This window comes from Actinobacillus minor NM305, assembly GCF_000175195.1.
Taxonomy (GTDB): Bacteria; Pseudomonadota; Gammaproteobacteria; order Enterobacterales; family Pasteurellaceae; genus Haemophilus_A; species Haemophilus_A minor.
Genome location: NZ_ACQL01000068.1, coordinates 83464 through 102060 on the forward strand (window position 1 = coordinate 83464; position 18597 = coordinate 102060).

Below are 18597 nucleotides of genomic sequence, written 5' to 3' on the forward strand. Positions count from 1 at the left end.
GGTCTGTATTTCCTAAACCTTTTGAGTATTCTAAACTGGTACAAACCCGATCTCAATTTTTAGACCTCCTAGACTACTTTGGCTAAAGGCTAGGGTAAATCCATGAAGTTCAGTAATCCGTTTAATAATAGAAAGCCCCAAGCCACTTCCTTTTTCTTCTTGTCCTTTATTTGGTCTCTCTGTTGGACGGAAAAAAGGTTGCCCTAGTTTCAGTAAATCCGCTTCACTAACGCCATTGCCATTATCTTCTATCACTAATTTTTCTTCTGAAAGAGTTAATTTAATCAAACTCCCATTTGGGGTGTAGTTAATCGCATTCTCTAGCGAATTACGCAAAATCAAGTGAAGTAATAAAGGTTTGCCTTGTTGTTTGGGTTCGCTTTTTATATCAACTTGAATATCGGTTTGTTTTCTCTCGGCTTTCGTATAGAGTTCACTGACATTTTGCTCTAATAGGGAACGCCATGAAATTTCTTCAAGATCATTGAGATGTTCAATATTTTCTAGACGTGATAACACCAATAGCTGTTCTATGAGTTGCGAAATACGATCTATGCCTAAAGTTAGGTTATTTAACGCTTGAACGTGTATTTCCGGATCGTTCATTGTCATTTGAGCTAATTCTGTTTGAACCCGCAATCCAGCCAATGGGCTACGTAGCTCGTGAGCAGCATCTGAAGTAAAGCGTCTTTCACGATTAAGCATGGTTTGCGTGCGTTTAAAATAGCGGTTTAGGCCTTTTACCAAAGGCAAAACTTCTTTAGGAAGGTAAGTTTCATCAATAAGTTCGGTCTCATCCGGTTTACGTGCTTGAAGCTGTTGTTCTAAACGTTTGAGGGAAATAAACTCGCGCCTCACAATCCAAAATATACCTAAAATTATAATAGGAAAGGCCGGTAACCAGCTTCCCATTTGAGAGAAAATCACTTTATTGATTAAGTCATCACGGTATTCTAATTCTTGCCCAACTGCAATATAGACATCATTATGTTTTAACCAATAGATGCGCCAAGTATCTCTGTCAATCTCATCATCTTCATACTCATCAGTAACGACGGTATCAAAACCTTCTGTTGGCGTAAATTTAATAAAACGCCCGTTTCTATCATCATTGATAATTTGTTCACCTCGTTGAGTGAAAATAGCAAAAGCAAGCGCATCATCATCAACATCAGCAAAATAAAAATCGGTGTTTTCTTGTATTTGATGAAACCCCTCTGCTATCTTTGAAGAAGCCAAGCGTTCAGCAAAAAAGATTTGCTGAGTATCAAAAAGTGTATTGATCTCTTTACGTAGGGTTTTCCAGCTCATGAGCGTGGTTATCATGGCAACAACGAGAGTAATGAGCGAAAGAAAGATAATTAAACGAGCCCTTAAGCTTTGTTTTTCAAACAAATTAAGCATTTGATGTTCCCAACTTATAGCCAATACCATGAACGGTTTTTATCCATGATTTGCCAAGTTTTTTTCTTAAATTATGGATGTAAACTTCTAGAGCATTACTGCTTACCTCATTATCCCAACTATATAGTTTTTCTTCGATTAAGGTACGAGGAAGCACGCGATCTTTATGATGAGCAAAAAGCTCTAATAGGCGAAATTCCTTTGCAGTCAGTGCAATATCTTCCCCATCTAGGGAGACACTGCGAGTATGGCTATCAATCACTAAATCGCCAATTACGATTTCTGAAGAGACTTGTTGATGACTACGGCGAATCAATGCCTGCAGACGAACAACAACTTCCATTAAAGCAAAAGGCTTGCAGAGATAATCATCTGCGCCTGCGTTAAAGCCCAAAATACGTTCATCTAACGTATCTCTTGCGGTAAGGATCAAAACGGGGGTATGTTGATTTTCTTTTCGCCACTGCTTAAGGATGTCTAGACCATCCATTCGGGGTAAAGAGAGATCTAAAATAACCGCATCATATTCTGCAGAAAAAAGGGCATCAAAACCTAATTTACCGTCTGTAAACCAATCCACAGCAAAATTTTGTTTGGTAAGTCCTAACTTAATTCCTTCACCAATTAACTTATCGTCTTCAATGAGTAAAATGCGCATTATTTTTCCTTATGAAGTAAGCGGTCTTTTTTGCAAAAAACTTTACAAAGAAGACCGCTTGTTATGATTAATTCACTTTCTCAACACTAAAGGCATCGACTTGAGTTGAAAATGTTTCTTTATCAACTTTACCGTGAATGCGAATAGTGTCATTTGGTGTAACATTTAAGCCTCGCCAAATATGGTTATCGATCTCTACTTGAATAGAATCTGTTGAATCTGCAACCAGATAATCTTCACCATCTAATTGTTTAATGATTTTTCCTGTAAAGGTAACAAGAGCATCATCATACTGGCTTTTTACCTGAGAGATAGTCATATTGGTCGAGCTTTTGTCTCCAAATACTTGATTTTGTGCTACTGGTTGAGAACAGCCTACGAGAAATAACGTAGTAATAGCCGTTGTTAAAATTAATTTTTTCATTTTTTTCTCCATTAAATATGATTTAGTTGTATTAAAACAGATAAATCTTAAAAAATCCTTAAGAAAAAAAGTTTTATTTTTCACTAATCATTGCTATATCCTTCCGCTGGTAAGCAAAGCCCATCTAAATACGCTTTTCCATCTTTCTCTATTAGGCGATTTTGGCAGAACCATTCGATAACAAGGGGATAGCAACGATGTTCCTGCTCTTGAACTCGCTCTACCACGTCTTCAACTTCATCATCAGGAAAAATAGGAACTTTTGCTTGTAAAATAATAGCACCACCATCAAGCACTTGATTAACAAAATGAATAGTCATACCGTGTTCGCTATCGCCTGCGTCCATTGCTCTTTGATAAGTATTTAAACCAGCATATTTAGGTAAAAGCGAGGGGTGAATATTGAGAATTTTCCCACTAAAGCGTTCAACAAATTCATTTGAGAGAATTTTCATATAACCGGCAAGCACGATAAGATCAGCTTCTAGAGCCTCAATTTGCTCTGCAATGGCTAAATCCATATCGAGATTTGAAGAAAAGTTTTTACGTTCAAACACAAAAGCCGGAATTTGGGCTTTTTTAGCACGCTGTAAACCAAAAGCCTCGCTTTTATTTGAGATGACTCCGCAAATTTTCCCAGAAATTCGACCGCTTGCTTGCGCATCGATGATTGATTGTAAATTTGAACCATTCCCAGAAATTAAAACAACAATTTTTTTCATATTTTATTTACTCTTTTTATATTTCTTAGAGAAAATACAGCGATTTAAATGTCATCGTCTGCTAAAAAACCACCACTTTGATGCGCCCATAATTTAGCATAAACACCATTTTGTGCTAACAGCTCTTCGTGAGTGCCTTGTTCCACGATTTCGCCTTTATCTAACACGATTAAACGATCCATTGCCATAATGGTTGATAAACGATGCGCAATCGCTACAACCGTTTTGCCTTCCATTAAGTCAGTGAGGTTTTCTTGAATTGCCACTTCAACTTCGGAGTCTAAGGCACTTGTTGCTTCATCAAGTAACAAAATTGGAGCATCTTTTAACATAACACGCGCAATCGCAATACGTTGGCGCTGTCCACCGGAGAGTTTAACGCCTCGTTCGCCTACGTGCGCATCTAAACCGGTGCGCCCTTTTGCATCTTGTAAATTAGGGATAAACTCGCTTGCTGCGGCTTTTTGTATCGCTTGTAACATCTCTTCTTCTGTCGCATTTGGTCTGCCGTACATTAAATTTTCACGGACAGAACGGTGTAGCAATGATGTATCTTGAGTAACCAAGCCAATTTGTGAGCGTAAACTTTCTTGGGTAATATCACGCACATTTTGCCCATCAATGGTAATTGTACCGTTTTGAATATCATAAAAACGAAGCAATAAATTCGTTAGGGTCGATTTTCCTGCGCCACTTCGACCGACCAATCCGACTTTTTCTCCCGCTTTAATCGTGAGATCAAAATCTTTCAATAATGGCTTTTTCGGATCATAAGCAAAATCAACATGCTCAAATTTAATTTCGCCTTGTGTTACGGTTAGTGGTTTCGCATCTGCCTTATCTACAACGGTATGTGGTTTAGAAAGAGTCGCCATACCATCTTGAACCGTGCCTAGATTTTCAAATAAACGAGCAAATTCCCACATAATCCATTGTGATAAACCTTTAATACGTAACGCTAATGCTGTTGAAGTAGCAATAGCACCGGCACTCACAATTTCTTGTGACCAAAGCCATAAACCAATTCCGGCTGTTGAAACAATCAAAGCAATACTGGTAAAGTTGGTTAAAGTTTCAATGATGGTCACTAAACGCATCTGTTTATGCACTGTTGTCATAAACTCTTCCATCGACTCTTTTGCATAAGCCGACTCACGATTGCCGTGAGAAAAGAGTTTGACGGTAGCGATATTAGAATAAGCATCAGTAATACGTCCGGTCATCAAACTGCGAGCATCAGATTGCTCTTGAGCGGCTTCCGCTAATTTGGGTACAAATACTCGGATAGTAATTGCCAGTGAAATAACCCATAGAATGAAGGGGAAAAATAACCAACCATCAAATTGTAATAAAATGACGCTTGATGTAGTGAGATAAACAGCAACATAAATAAGCATATCTGCACAAGTCATCACGACATCTCGTACGGCTAATGCTGTTTGCATCACTTTAGCTGAAACTCGCCCTGCAAATTCATCTTGGTAAAAGCCCATGCTTTGCCCAAGCATTAAACGGTGGAAGTTCCAGCGTAAACGCATCGGGAAGACGCCTTGCAAACTTTGGAAACGAATGCTGCTGGCTAAGAAAACAAAAAGCACGCCCAACATTGCGACAAAGAACATACCAATAATTGTACTGCCTTTTTCTTGCCATAATGAAGCCGGGCTAAGTTTATTGATCCAATCGACTAATTCGCCCATAAATTGGAATAAGATCGCCTCAATAATCCCAACGGCTGCAACTAAAATGGTTAAAATCGTTAAGTAACCTCTCATTCCTTTTGTTGCTTCAAAAATAAAAGGAATAATGCCTGATTTGGGTGTTTGGGGAGCTTCTTCCGGATATGTTTCAACTCGGTTTTCAAACCAAGTAAAAATTTTATTAAACATTTCTCTATCCTAAAAAATAAGGACGCTGGCGTGCGTCCGTTACAATTATTGTTTAAATTATAAAGGCTGTAGGGACACACTGCGTGTGTCCGTTGGGTGTAGCAACTATGTTCAATCACCTCATCGTGGCGATCGATATATACAACCCTCGCCCCTTGTGGGAGAGGGACAGATTTTGCTTCGTTTAGAAGCAAAATCAGGGAGAGGGGGAAATCGTATTTTGAAAGCCGTTGGCTTTTCCCCTCTCTCTGCCGAAGATTGCTGAACGCACTCTTCGGCTGTCTCTCTCCCACAAGGGGAGAGAGTTTGAGTATCGTTTTAGGAATATCGTAGAGGAAAATTATATTTCCCCTACAAAATGTGTAAAACAACTACATCATTTGAAAAATAAATCAAAAATTTAACCGCTTGTTGAGCCATAAATTATGGATTTAATAATTTTTCATCTAAGGCTAAATCTTCGTTACGATTAACACCAATTCCTTTTGCAAGTACATTACGTGCAATTTGATGTGCTTCTTCTAAAGAATGTTCTTTATACGAGCCGCATTGGTATTCATTCAATTCCGGAATTTTTGACACATCCGGCACTTTATTTAAAGCATCTTCCATTGAAGCTGTCCACGCTTTTACCACCTCTTGTTCAGAAGGTGTGCCAATTAATGACATATAAAAACCGGTACGGCAGCCCATTGGCGAGATATCAATGATTTCAACCGTTTCACTATTAAGGTGATCACGCATAAAACCGGCAAATAAATGCTCCATTGTATGAATACCACGTACAGGTAAAATATCAATGTTTGGACGGCAAAAACGTAAATCAAACACAGTAATAGTATCTCCTTTTGGGGTTGTCATTGTTTTTGCGACACGCACTGCCGGCGCATTCATTCTTGTATGATCAACTTTAAAACTATCTAATAAAGGCATTTTGCTCTCCTCATAAAATGGTTAAATCTATTCCGAAATGCCTTGATCCCAAGCAGGGGCATCTTGCGGAATTTTACGTTGTAATAAGAAATGACGATTAGGTTTTGCTTGCGGCTGAACCACTCGTCCCGAAGGGGTTGAAAACTCAATGCCACCTTTCAGTAATTGAGACATTGTACCAGAATTCATACTTACCCCTTGCAAGCTTACATCCATTGTATAGCCTGAAGCTGCCCAGAACTCTGTATTATTTCTCACTAAATGCTGATATTTATTTTCAATACTTAGGTGGATCAGCACTCGATCGCCTAATTCACTCAAATTCAATTTTTTCACGATTCCAACCTGCATTCCTCGATATAAAACGGGAGCGTCAGGCTCAATACCTCGCGCATCGCTAGTTTCCACAATAATAGGGTAACCATTGGCATAAGTTGTTTGGTTCGTTGCTGTGTCGGATAAATTAAAGAGTGTTTGAGCTTTTCCGGTTCCAGCTTCAACATTGATATAGGTTTGTAACATTGCATCAATGTTTTTTATTCCGCTAGTCGTAATTTCAGGCGATATCGCACTGAATTTACTCCCTGTTTTGGCAAGTAATGAATAATACTGTCCATCGAGGTAAGCGGTGACTTTTATCTGTTTTTTTGCATTTTGTAATTCAAGCTTTTCCACTTTACCGACAGTTAAGCCCATATAGCGAATATCCATACCTTTAAAGAGTTTTGAAGCATCTTTAGCAATAAGCGTAATGTAAGTATAACCAACAGTTGCTTGTTCTTTACTTGCATATAACGTTTTGCTTCCTTTTCCTTCGTTATCAAAACTGATCGCACCTTTTAACGTTCTCATTAAAGGAGAAGACTGAACGGTTAAGCCTTTTAAGGAAAGCTCTGCGGCAATCGCAGGTTCAATCCAGAAGCGACTTTTTTCACTCATTAAATGGCGATAAGCAGGCTCAATATAAAGCTCAACATCAAAACCATTTTTCTGTGGGTGAACTTTTAAAATCTCTCCCACTTGAAAATCTCGATAAAGAACAACTGATCCTTTATCAATCCCTTCCAATGTTTTGGCTGATAAAACAACAGTCGCTTTTTTCTCACTTGAGGTTATTCCTGCTTGTGCTGAATCAAGATCTTTATAAAGCGGGTAGCTACTTTTCGCCTTTCCATTTTGTTTCTTATCAGTAATTAAACGCACTCCGCCTTTAATCCAATCATTTGGCGCGCCTGCTTGTACACGAAGCCCATCCAAACCAACACTAATATCTAAATGAGAAATAGCAACGAATTTACTATTTTCTGAAATCAACGCTCGATAAGGTGGATAAACCAGTGCTTGGAAAGAAACATTATCAATGGTTAATTGTCGTTTTAATACTTCACCAATTTGAATATCGTTATAATAAATGCCTTGCCCTTCTTCAACACCGTAAGATTCTGGTGCGGTAAAGGTTAAAGCGAGAATATTCGGAAGCGAAAGTAAGAAGTCCGCTTCTTTTTGCACGGTAAAACTTAATTTTTCTTCGCCTTGTCCGGCTAAAATATCAAAATAAATCCCTCTAAATAACTCGCCAATTTTACTGATTTGCTCTTTATTTAAGCTAAATTTTGGCTCACGTAATAAGATTGTCGTTCCATTTTTTAGCAAATCGCTATAATTTGGATCAATCAAGAGCGTCCCTTTTAACATACCTTTACGACCAATGCCTTTAAAAAATTCATTGTCATCATCACTAGGCATATCTAAATTAGAAAGAACACCGATTTGTACATTTTTATAAAAAACAGGCGTTTCATTTACCTTCAAATTATCTGCCATTGGGACAGCAACTTTTACCTCTACGCCTCTTAACGCAGATTTCTGATCTTTATATAAAGAAAACGCTTGCCCTTGTTCTGCGGCTTCAGAATTATCCGGAGAATCAAAAGACACAGCCCCTACAACCACAGAAGCTAAACTGTCCACAGAAATATCTACCCCTGATAACCCTGCTTTTACATCAATACCGCTAATATTCCAAAAACGGCTATCTTTTTTCACTAAAGAAGCATATTTCTTGTTAATTAGCACATCAATTTCGACTTTTTTATGGTCGGCACTAAAACGATAATCAGCAACTTGTCCAACCGGCGCTTTACGATAATAAATTTGTGCTCCAGCAGTAATTGAACCTAAATCATCAGAAATCAAACGTACTAATAAAGCACCATCGGTTGCAATAGCAACAGGTGCTTCCTCTTCAGCGATAAATTCATCTTCGGCTTTTGCATTCGGATCAGCACTTGGTTTTAAGGTAATATAATTCCCCGAAACCAATGTATCTAATCCTGAAACTCCTGCGAGCGAAGCTGTTGGCTTAACTACCCAGAAAATAGTCCCTTCTTTCAGCACCGATTTAGCTTCTGGGTTGATTTCCGCCTCTACTTCAACCTTTTTCAAGTTATCAACAAAATAGACTTTTTTCACTAAACCAATTTGCAGGCCTTGATAGCGAATAGCCGTTTTGCCTGCGGTAATGCCATCTCCTTCATTAAATCGGATAGTAATTGTTTCCCCTTGTTCTTTTAAAATTTGAAAGAAAAGTAAACAGCCAATAGCAAATGCGACTATCGGCAGTAACCAAAACGGAGAAATTTTACGAGGTGGTCTAATTTTTGCAACTTGTACAGTTTGTTCTTCCATTTTCTTAATCTTTTCGATAAATATCTTGCCCATCACGGCGTGTTTTTAAGATACGTAAAATCCAAACATACTGTTCAGGATTTTTAGGCACGAAGTATTCAATCACTTCATTCATTTGGCGAGCGGATTGTAACTCATCGCCTGCAAATTCAAGAGGCGGTAAGATCTCAATTTGATATACGCCTTTTTCTGCATTATAAATCGGAAACATCGGGATCACGACAGCATTAGCTACTCGAGCCATTTTTGCCAAACCCGGTAATGTTGCCTTTTCTGTGGCAAAAAAAGGAACATAAACACTTGCCTTTTCGCCAAAATCTTCATCAGGGAGGAAATAGCCAAGATTTCCTTTACGCACATCATTTAAAAAAGGCTTAATACCGTTTTGACGGGTATGCATTTTACCGCCGAAACGTTCCCGTGTACGGTTCCATAGCCAATCCACAAGAGGATTGTGATGAGGATTATACATAGAAACCATTGGCATACCATACGTATGCATAATAATGCCCGAGGCATCAATCGACCAAGTGTGAGGAACGAGTAAAATCACATTTTTACCTGATGCTCTCGCTTCTCGTACAATGTCTAACCCTGAAAATTCACTACGCTTTCGGATATGCTCTACCGAACGTAAAGCGATTTCGCCAATCCCTAACATCGTTTGCGCAACGGTAATAAACATTTTTTCAATAACATCTGCACGTTTTTCTTCCGACCAATCTGGAAAACAGTAACGTAAATTTGTCTCTGCTCGATGATATTGTTTTTTCCCTTTCAGCTTTTTTACAACGATTTTAGCCAGTTTAGCCGCTATCTTATCGCGGATTCTAAACGGCACATAAGCTAAAATCACAAGCACGAAAATACCTAGCCAAATTCCCCAGTATTTAGGGTGTAAAAAGGCTTTTTGAAATTGATGCTGATAACCTACTCGATATGTTTCTCGTTCCATATTAGTCCTTGTTACTAAGCTTCTCAATTCGAATGACTAAAATACGTGCAGAGTGTGCTTTTAATATCGTAAAGACATATCCGTCAAGTGTAATTTGATCATTGACTTTCGGGATCGTATCAAATTGAGAGAGTAAAAAACCACCTAATGTAAATTGTTCGGCATTTTCAAACATATCAGGCTCATTTAACTCTAATTTGAGCTGTTCTAGCGTTGCCGTACCCTGCACAATCCAGTAATCTTCTCGTGCAACAATTTCTAATGTTTCATCTTCATCAGGGAATTCACCGGCAATCGCTTCTAATAAGTCTAATGGTGTAACTAAGCCTGCCACTTGCCCATATTCATCGATAACAATCGCTAAATTACCTTTAGCATTTTTCAACATATTCAACAATTTTAAGTTATCTACGGTATCAGGTACGATAACAGGCTGCTGTTTAGCTAATAACGGTTTTAACGCTATAAAGATATCTTGATGATTATCTAATACCGCTAAAATATCCTTCGCTCTCACCACACCTAAAATTTCATCAATGCTTCCACGACAAACCGGGAATAAATTATGTGGCGTATCTAAAAGCTGCTGTCTGATTTCCTCTTCTGTTGTTTCAATATCTACCCACGAAATTTCATTTCTTGGTGTCATAATCGTTTGAACATTACGCTCGCCTAACGCTAATACACCGCTGATCATATAACGCTCTTCTTGCGCAAAAGGTAAAACTTGTTCAACTTCCGCTTTTTCTTCTGTTGTTGCGGTATCGCCCACTTCTTTTGCTGTTTTGCCACCCATTAAACGTAAAATCGCCTCAGCCGTACGATCTCTTAGTGGCTGCTGGTTTTCATACTTAGTTTGATTACGATGAGCAAATTGATTAAAGCCCTCAATTAAAATTGAGAAGCCAATTGCCGCATAGAGGTAGCCTTTTGGAATATGTAATCCAAAGCCTTCTGCAATAAGGCTAAAACCAATCATCAACAAGAAACTTAAGCATAAAATAACAACCGTAGGATGTTTGCCAACAAATTCTGTGAGCGCTTTTGAAGCAATAAGCATAAGCCCCATAGCAATCACAACCGCAATCATCATGACTTCAAGCTGTTTTACCATCCCCACAGCGGTAATGACAGCATCAAAAGAGAACACGGCATCTAATACAACAATTTGTACCACAACGGCATATAAACTTGCATAAACAATATTCTCTCCCGTTGTTTCAGGTTTACCTTCTAAACGCTCATGTAATTCAATAGTCGCTTTAAAAAGTAAAAACAATCCCCCAACAATTAAAATAATATCTCGAATTGAGAGTGAAAAAAGTGTATTACTAATCACTGGTGTCGTTAAAGTCACGAGCCAAGACATCACAGATAATAACCCTAATCGCATAATAAGTGCGAGGGTTAAGCCGACCCGGCGAGCTTTTGCACGTTGTGATGGAGGGAGTTTATTCGCTAAAATAGCAATAAACACTAAATTATCTATTCCTAAAATGATCTCAAGAATAATTAAAGTGATTAAACCAAGCCAAATGGAAGAATCACTAAAAAGCTCTAACATATATTCCTCAATGTTTATTTTTTCTTATTATCCAGTAAATTCTTTATCGCTAAGATAATCCCCAGACCAATAAATGCTCCTGGCGGTAAAATAGCTAGAAGTAAACCGGAATCTAAATGTAGCACATCTATTTTAACGGCTTTTGCCCAACTACCCAATAATAAGTCCAAACCATCAAATAGCGTACCATTGCCGATAATTTCACGAATTGCACCAAGTAAAACAAGGCTAAATGTCATACCTAGCCCCATAGCAAAGCCATCAAAAGCAGAATGAGCAATACTGTTTTTAGAAGCAAAAGCCTCCGCTCGTCCAATCACAATACAGTTAGTCACAATCAACGGAATGAAAATTCCTAGCGATTGATAAACCGGATAAGCAAACGCATTCATCAGTAATTGCACGGCGGTAACCACTGTTGCGATGACCATCACATAAATCGGGATACGAATATCGTGCGGCGTGATTTTACGAAATAGCGAAATTGTCGTATTTGTACAAATTAACACAAATAAGGTCGCTAAACCTAATCCCAGCGCATTTGTTACACTATTCGAAACCGCTAAAAGAGGGCATAACCCTAATAATTGAACTAAGGTTCCATTATTTTTCCATAATCCATCTGTCAGCAACGACTTCCAAATATGAGGCTCTGGCGTTGTTGTTTCGACTTGTACAACGGGAATTTGATTTTCTGTTGTCATTTTTACTCAAACCGTTTTTCTTTAAAATAAAAAATTTTATCCTGCTCTGTAATTTCACGTAATACACGGCACGGATTTCCGACTGCAATGCAGTTATCCGGAATATCTTTCGTAACGACACTACCAGCACCAATTACCACATTATTCCCAATAGTCACATTTGGCATAACGACCGAATTACCGCCAATCCAAACATTATTTCCAATGCTAATCGGCATCGCAAATTCAATACCGCTATTGCGTTTTTCCGCATCAATCGGATGAGCTGCTGTGAATAATGAGACATTAGGCGCAAACATCACATTATCGCCTATGGTAATCTTGGCACAATCCAACATCGTACAGTTATAATTTGAATAGAAATTTTTACCCAGCGCAATGTTATAGCCATAATCACATCGGAAAGGTAATTCAATATGAAAATCGGCTTGTTCACAACGAAAGAGTTGTTGAAATAAATCTTGTTTTTCCGCTTTTTTAGAAGGGCGTAATTGCGCTAATTCAAAGCATAAATCTCGTGCAATGCTTCGATCTTCCTTTAATTTCGGGTCTGCTGAATCATAAAGCTGCCCACTGATCATTTTTTGATATTCACTTTGCATTATCGACAAACCTCAAACTGTTCAACCATCTCCGGTTTTTGGGCTAATTCCGTTAAAACCCACTTTGCACTTTGACGCACATTATTCACCACTGCTCTTGGCGTAATGGTTGCACCGGTAAATTGGTCAAATTGACCGCCGTCTTTTTTTACCGCCCATAAAGTTTCATTATCTAAGGCAAATTTCTTGCCAGTAAAAGAGAAAATCCAGTCGGAAATCCGAGTTTCAATTTTATCACCTAAACCGGGAGTCTCTTTATGCTCAAGGGTTCGAACCCCTAAAATGCGCCCGTCCGGTTGAATGCCGATTAACAAAACAATATCGCCGGAATAGCCGTCCGGAGCCGTGGTTTGAATGGCGTAAGCGGTTATATTTTCTGATTTTTTTGCTAAATAAATGCGGTTTAAATAACCGGCATTGGGCAAATCAATTTTCTTACAACTTGCCAACAAATCGTTGTCAAAATAGTTGGCGGGAATAACTTCTTGCAATAATTGGCGTTGTTGCGCTGCGACAACCGCCTCGATCCGCCCCTTTGTCAGCAGATAAACAGCTGTAGATACGGCGGTGCAAATTAGCGCAACAACACCGAGCAATAGCGCATATTTTAGCGTAATTTTGGAAACACTCATTATTTTTTCATTCCATATAATCTTGGTTGTGTATAGTGGTCAATTAACGGCACACAGATGTTTGCCAGCAAGACTGCAAACGCCACGCCGTCTGGGTAGTTGCCATAATAACGAATTAAATAAACCAACAAGCCGACCAACGCCCCGAAAATCAGTTTACCTTTTGGCGTGATTGAAGCGGTGACAGGATCGGTCGCAATAAAAAACGCACCGAACATCATCGCCCCACTAAAGAGTTGGGCTTGAGCTGTCCAATGAGCCGTTTCTGAAACCAAATCTGTTGTAAAGCTTAATAAGGCAAAAGTCCCCAACATTGCCATAGGAATTTGCCAATGAATAATGCGTTTATAAATCAATAACAAACCTCCAAGCAAAAAGGCTAAATTCACTTGCCCCCAACCGCCGACCAGCACATTTGCAAACAATTTTTCCAGTTGAATACCCAACATAACATTATCTTTGATCGTATTCACAGCCTGTTTTGAGCCATCTAACACTGTGGCAGACGATATACCATCGACACTTTGAATAAGCTGATGAACGCTAAAACCGTCCGTGGTGACATTCGCAAAAATCAGCGAAAAACTATCCGCTAATGTAGGAGGTTCGTTCAATAACGCTAAAGGTGGCAACCAAGCGGTCATCTGTACAGGGAATGACACCAACAGCAACGCATAGCCAATCATCGCAGGGTTAAATAAATTCTGCCCTAAACCGCCATAAACGTGCTTTGCCAGCAACAACGCCACGATCACACCAATCACAATTACCCAATAAGGTGCATAGGGCGGAATAGCCATCGCCAAAATCAATGCGGTCAAAATTCCCGACAAATCTTCAAGATAAAAAGCGGTCGATTTACGGCGTAATTTTGCAACAACAATTTCAATGATAATAGCCAAACCTACTGCAATACCGGCTTGAATTAACACCCCATAACCGAAGTAATACCATTGCACCACTAGTGCTGGCAACATGGCACCGATGACCCAAAGCATAAAATTTGCTGTGAGGTTATTGGAATGGGTATGAGGAGAACTGATCATTTTAAACATCAAATGTTCCTTTATCGTCTAATTCGCTAAATTCTCGTTTTGGGCTTTCGTTGCTTCTTTTTTTGCCTTTGCTCGAGCGATAGCTGCGGCAACCGCTGCTTTTCTCGGATCCGTTTCAACTGTTTCTGTTTTTGCAATCGGTTCTTCAGAAACAACCGCTTGTTGTGCGGCTTTCTTCGCTTTTGCTCTTGCTAATGCTGCTGCAACTGCAGCTTTTCTTGGATCCGTTTCAACCGTTTCTGTTTTGGCAATCGGTTCTTCAGAAACAACCGCCTGTTGTGCGGCTTTCTTCGCTTGTGCTCTTGCTAATGCCGCAGCAACCGCCGCTTTTCTTGGATCTGTTTCAACCACTTCTACTTTTGCAACAGGTTCTTCAGAAATAACCGCTTGTTGTGCGGCTTTTTTCGCTTGTGCTCTTGCTAATGCTGCAGCAACCGCAGCTTTTCTTGGATCCGTTTCAGCCACTTTTGCTTTTGCAACAGGCTCTTCAGAAACGACCGCTTGTTGGGCGGCTTTCTTCGCTTGCGCTCTTGCCAATGCTGCGGCAACCGCCGCTTTTCTTGGATCCACTTCAGCTACTTCTGCTTTTGCAACAGGTTCTTCAGAAACAACCGCTTGTTGTGCGGCTTTTTTCGCTTGCGCTCTTGCTAATGCTGCAGCAACCGCCGCTTTTCTTGGATCCGTTTCAGCCGTTTCTGTTTTTGCAACCGGCTCCTCGGAAACAACCGCTTGTTGCTGTTCTTCTGCTTGTTTGGCTAATCGTCTCGCCCGACGTTGTGCCATTAACTCGCTATTATCCGGTTCGCCATTGGCTTTAGCGTGAACCGTAGTTTGTTCGGCATTTTCCGCTTTCTTCGCTTTTAAACGAGCTAATGCTGCTGCAACCGGATCTTCGCCCTTACTGTTTGCAACTTCTTCACGGCGTTTCTCAGCTGCTTGACTAATACGAGCCGTTCTTGCTTCTTTTTCCTTATTCAAACGGGCTTCACGGGCTTCAAAACGCTGTTTCGCCTCTTCCGCCTTTTTCGCTTTTTCATCAATTTCCGCTATTTTGGCTTTTTCTTGGCGGAAATATTGAATAAGTGGGATATAGCTTGGGCAAACATAAGCACAAACACCGCACTCAATACAAGCATCTAAGTGATATTCTTTTGATTTTTCGTGATCTTCTGAACGAGCAAACCAATATAACTGTTGTGGTAATAGCCCTACCGGACAAGCATCTGAACAGCTTGAACAACGGATACACGCTCGTTCGTCTTCGGGCGGTGCATATTCAAAATGATCCGGGGCAATAATACAGTTGGCGGTTTTCGTTATCGGCGATTGTAATGATGGCAGAATAAAGCCGGTCATTGGTCCACCTAAGAAAACAGGGAAGCGTTTATCGGCTTGATAATCCACTTGCTCAAGTAAATGAATAATCGGCGTACCGAGCCTTGCCCATACATTACCTTTATTCCGAATTTTATCGCCGGTTAAAGTTACAATACGCTCAATTAAAGGCTCGTCGTCAATAATCGCACGTTTCACAGCTAATGCCGTCCCAACGTTATGCATCACAATGCCCATTTCGATAGTTCTTTTACCGTATGGGATTTCTAAGCCTGTTAAAATTTGAACGAGCTGATCACTTGCCCCAGAGGGGTATTGCGTTGGTATCGCTCGCACAAACATATCATTTGCACCTTTTAAGGCTTTTTCGACCGCTTGTATCGCTTTCGGTTTATTATCTTCAATAGCAATAACCACTTCTTCAGGTCGTAATACGTAACGTAAAATACGGATACCCTCAATAAGCTCATCGGCATATTCCTGCATTAAACGGTCATCACAAGTAATATAAGGCTCACATTCAGCCCCATTGATAATTAAAACTTTACAGCGTTTATCGGCAAAATGTAATTTCGAGGCAGTAGGGAAAACCGCACCGCCTAAGCCTGCAATGCCATAGCGGTAAACTTTTTCAACAATTTCACCGCTTGTCAGTTGTAAAAAGTCCTCAATCGGTTGGCGTTCAAACCATTGATCTTTACCGTCTGTTTCAATAATCACGGTCATTTCCGGTAATCCGGATGGATGTGAAGAAACGTGCGGTTCAATTGCCAGAATTCTACCCGATGTTGGAGCGTGAACAGGTAATTGGCGATAATTTTCGCCTTTGGTCAAAGCTTGCCCTTTTAAGACTTCATCACCCACTTTTACAATAAGATCGCCGGCCCAACCTGAATGTTGTACGACAGGCACATAGAAAAATTTAGGTAAATTTAATTGGCGAATAGCCTTTTGGTTAGATTGCTTTTTATTTTCTGCCGGATGAATACCGCCGGGATATTTCCATAATTTACCCGTTTCTTTATTCTGGCGGATCCGCTCCAATACTTCGTTTGGATTACTCACTTTTCCCTCCGCCAACAATCATTTTTTTCTGTAATTCTGTGGTATTTACAATCGGAATAACCAAGTTTTGATCGAATTTCCAATTCCAATTTTGTGCTGATGTTTTTGGTTTAATCATTTCAATACAATTTGTTGGACAAGGCGCTATGCAAAGCTCACAACCGGTGCAAAGGTCTGCAATGACCGTGTGCATTGCTTTATTCGTGCCGATAATAGCATCCACAGGGCAAGCCTGAATGCATTTTGTACAGCCAATGCACATATCCTCGTGAATAAATGCGACCTTAGTTTCAGGTGCTTCTTCTCCTTCCATTGTGGGTACATCAACACCCATTAAATCTGCGATTTTAACCACAAGCGGTTGCCCACCGGGAACGCATTTCGTGATCTGATCGCCATTTGCGATAGCTTCTGCATAAGGGCGACAACCAGGGTAGCCACATTGTCCGCATTGACTTTGAGGTAATAATGCATCAATTTGATCCACGATAGGATCGGCTTCGACCTTTAATTTAACCGAAGAATAGCCCAATATCGCCCCAAAAACTAAGGCGATAAGTGCAATAACAATTAAAATATAAACAATAATAGGTAAGTCTAACATTAGATTTTTACAAGTCCTGTGAAGCCCATAAAGGCAAGAGACATTAAACCAGCCGTAATTAAGGCAATTGAAGCACCTTGGAATGGACGAGGCACATCTGCTGCCGCTAAACGTTCACGCAAGGCGGCAAATAATACTAATACTAAGGAAAAGCCTACTGCTGCACCAAAACCATATAACACTGATTCAATCAGATTATTGGCAAGGTTTACATTTAATAATGCAACCCCTAATACAGCGCAGTTGGTGGTAATCAATGGCAAATAAATCCCGAGTAAACGATACAGCGTTGGGCTGGTTTTGTGAATAATCATTTCGGTTAATTGAACGATAACGGCAATCACGAGAATAAAAACCAATGTTCGGAGAAATTGCGCATCTAACGGTACTAATACAAAGGTTTCAACCAAATATGCCGCAAGAGAAGCGACTGTTAAAACAAATGTTGTTGCCATTCCCATACCAATCGCCGTTTCTACTTTTTTCGACACCCCCATAAATGGGCAAAGCCCTAAAAACTTCACAAGCACGAAGTTATTGATGAGTGCTGTGCTAATGATAAGCAGAATATAATCAACCATTTCCCACACCGAAATTCAAAATACTAAACTAAAATAGTGCGTATTATCCCGTTTTTTGGCGAATGGGACAATAAGAAAAACAGCTAAAAATAAAAAATCAAATACATTCAAAGAGTTATTGCAAATTAACATTTGAGTTTATTTTTTATTCAAAAATTTACAATTCTCTATCGCCTTGATTTTCCTTATCTAAAAAAATTGCAACCCTTTTTCATGCATTTTTTCTATTTTATTTTTGGAAAGAAAAACGTAACATATCAACATCTAGTGTTTAAAATTTTAAAAAGCACAACATATTGTGTTTGTTTTGATATGGATCAAATTCGTTTTTTTTCAGAACAAGTCGTTTGGCAAGAGGTTCCCAACGAAACATCGCTTGCCTTTCTCATCTGTGGCTGCCCATTAAAATGTAAAGGTTGCCATAGTGCAGAAAGCTGGAAAGCAACAAGCGGTCAAATTTTGACAGAAAATTACCTCATTCATAAACTCAAACAATATCAAGGTTTGCTCAGCTGTGTCTTATTTATGGGAGGAGAATGGCACGCTGATCAATTACTGGCTTTACTTAAATGTGCAAAAGCAGAACGCCTGAATACCTGCCTTTATACGGGGCTAGAGTATGATGAAGTGCCAACGAATTTACTGGGTGAACTAACCTATATCAAAACAGGGCGCTGGATCGCAGAAAGAGGCGGATTAAACAGCCTCACGACCAACCAACGTTTTATTGATTTACGCACCGGCGAAAATCTTAACCATTTGTTTATAAAAGGATCTTGACA

Annotated in this window: 17 protein-coding genes; 1 reads left to right on the forward strand and 16 read right to left on the reverse strand. The window is 39.6% G+C overall.

Features of this window, described 5'->3' with window-relative positions; all coding sequences use genetic code 11:
* Window positions 1-30: 30 nt before the first annotated feature.
* The 16 genes from AM305_RS03155 to rsxA form a co-directional block, all read right to left on the reverse strand.
* Window positions 31-1404, reverse strand: a complete 1374-nt coding sequence (locus AM305_RS03155; RefSeq protein WP_005823104.1) for an ATP-binding protein — start codon at window positions 1402-1404, stop codon at window positions 31-33.
* Complete coding sequence (locus tag AM305_RS03160) at window positions 1397-2062, reverse strand: response regulator (protein WP_005823106.1); 666 nt, start codon at window positions 2060-2062, stop codon at window positions 1397-1399. Before AM305_RS03160 ends, AM305_RS03155 begins: the two co-directional genes overlap by 8 nt.
* Before the next feature lie 67 nt (window positions 2063-2129).
* On the reverse strand, window positions 2130-2486 hold the full coding sequence (locus tag AM305_RS03165) for a NirD/YgiW/YdeI family stress tolerance protein (protein ID WP_005823107.1): 357 nt from the start codon (window positions 2484-2486) through the stop codon (window positions 2130-2132).
* 83 nt (window positions 2487-2569) lie between these two features.
* On the reverse strand, window positions 2570-3208 hold the full coding sequence (gene purN, locus AM305_RS03170) for a phosphoribosylglycinamide formyltransferase (protein WP_005823109.1): 639 nt from the start codon (window positions 3206-3208) through the stop codon (window positions 2570-2572).
* A 44-nt stretch (window positions 3209-3252) separates the two neighbouring features.
* Window positions 3253-5097, reverse strand: a complete 1845-nt coding sequence (locus AM305_RS03175) for an ABC transporter ATP-binding protein (protein ID WP_005823110.1) — start codon at window positions 5095-5097, stop codon at window positions 3253-3255.
* Window positions 5098-5520: 423 nt separating this feature from the next.
* Window positions 5521-6030, reverse strand: a complete 510-nt coding sequence (luxS, locus tag AM305_RS03180) for an S-ribosylhomocysteine lyase (protein WP_005823112.1) — start codon at window positions 6028-6030, stop codon at window positions 5521-5523.
* 27 nt (window positions 6031-6057) lie between these two features.
* The gene (locus tag AM305_RS03185; RefSeq protein ID WP_005823113.1) at window positions 6058-8718 is read right to left on the reverse strand and encodes a PqiB family protein; all 2661 of its coding nucleotides are present in this window, start codon (window positions 8716-8718) and stop codon (window positions 6058-6060) included.
* Window positions 8719-8722: 4 nt separating this feature from the next.
* Window positions 8723-9673: a lauroyl-Kdo(2)-lipid IV(A) myristoyltransferase gene (gene lpxM / locus AM305_RS03190; RefSeq protein WP_005823115.1), complete on the reverse strand. Its 951-nt coding sequence runs from the start codon at window positions 9671-9673 to the stop codon at window positions 8723-8725.
* 1 nt (window position 9674) lies between these two features.
* Window positions 9675-11237, reverse strand: coding sequence for a TerC family protein (locus AM305_RS03195; RefSeq protein WP_005823116.1), 1563 nt, complete (start codon window positions 11235-11237; stop codon window positions 9675-9677).
* Window positions 11238-11251: 14 nt separating this feature from the next.
* Window positions 11252-11941 carry an electron transport complex subunit E gene (locus AM305_RS03200; RefSeq protein ID WP_005818199.1) on the reverse strand — a complete coding sequence of 230 codons (690 nt, stop codon included), beginning with the start codon at window positions 11939-11941 and terminating at the stop codon, window positions 11252-11254.
* Between the two features lie 2 nt (window positions 11942-11943).
* A complete protein-coding gene (locus AM305_RS03205) occupies window positions 11944-12543 on the reverse strand; it encodes a sugar O-acetyltransferase (RefSeq protein WP_005823117.1) in 600 nt (199 codons plus the stop codon).
* The gene (rsxG, locus tag AM305_RS03210; protein ID WP_005823118.1) at window positions 12543-13175 is read right to left on the reverse strand and encodes an electron transport complex subunit RsxG; all 633 of its coding nucleotides are present in this window, start codon (window positions 13173-13175) and stop codon (window positions 12543-12545) included. Before rsxG ends, AM305_RS03205 begins: the two co-directional genes overlap by 1 nt.
* The gene (gene rsxD / locus AM305_RS03215) at window positions 13175-14230 is read right to left on the reverse strand and encodes an electron transport complex subunit RsxD (RefSeq protein ID WP_005823119.1); all 1056 of its coding nucleotides are present in this window, start codon (window positions 14228-14230) and stop codon (window positions 13175-13177) included. The genes rsxG and rsxD overlap by 1 nt, the downstream gene beginning before the upstream one ends.
* Before the next feature lie 18 nt (window positions 14231-14248).
* Complete coding sequence (gene rsxC, locus AM305_RS03220; protein WP_005823120.1) at window positions 14249-16630, reverse strand: electron transport complex subunit RsxC; 2382 nt, start codon at window positions 16628-16630, stop codon at window positions 14249-14251.
* The gene (gene rsxB, locus AM305_RS03225; RefSeq protein WP_005823121.1) at window positions 16623-17234 is read right to left on the reverse strand and encodes an electron transport complex subunit RsxB; all 612 of its coding nucleotides are present in this window, start codon (window positions 17232-17234) and stop codon (window positions 16623-16625) included. Before rsxB ends, rsxC begins: the two co-directional genes overlap by 8 nt.
* Window positions 17234-17815 carry an electron transport complex subunit RsxA gene (gene rsxA / locus AM305_RS03230; RefSeq protein WP_005823122.1) on the reverse strand — a complete coding sequence of 194 codons (582 nt, stop codon included), beginning with the start codon at window positions 17813-17815 and terminating at the stop codon, window positions 17234-17236. The genes rsxB and rsxA overlap by 1 nt, the downstream gene beginning before the upstream one ends.
* 312 nt (window positions 17816-18127) lie before the next feature.
* Here rsxA and nrdG point away from each other — a divergent pair, with 312 nt between their 5' ends.
* A complete protein-coding gene (gene nrdG, locus AM305_RS03235; protein ID WP_035293821.1) occupies window positions 18128-18595 on the forward strand; it encodes an anaerobic ribonucleoside-triphosphate reductase activating protein in 468 nt (155 codons plus the stop codon).
* The last annotated feature ends 2 nt before the right edge of the window (window positions 18596-18597 follow it).